This is a genomic window from Photobacterium sp. R1 (assembly GCF_054600795.1).
Map to the genome: position 1 here is coordinate 1 of NZ_BAAHZP010000920.1, position 240 is coordinate 240.

At 53.3% G+C, this 240-nt stretch carries 1 protein-coding gene; it reads left to right on the forward strand.

From position 1 onward, the window contains the following. Positions 1 to 240, forward strand: a 240-nt coding sequence (locus ACYP03_RS27755) for a putative manganese transporter (protein ID WP_459782905.1), incomplete at both ends; no start/stop codon positions are given.

Genomic DNA, 240 nt, shown 5'->3' on the forward strand with positions numbered 1-240 from the left:
CATGAAGCTGACAGGCTGGGATATAGCAGAGTCACTTAGCCACTGGAGTGCGACACTGCCATTAGCCGGGGTATTGATCGGTCTTATTCCTGGCTGCGGACCGCAAATTCTCATCACTAGCTTTTATCTTCACGGCGCCGTTCCCATGTCGGCACAATTGGGCAATGCACTAAGCAATGATGGCGATGCGCTCTTTCCCGCCATCGCACTCGCCCCAAAAGCGGCTTTAATGGCTTCTGT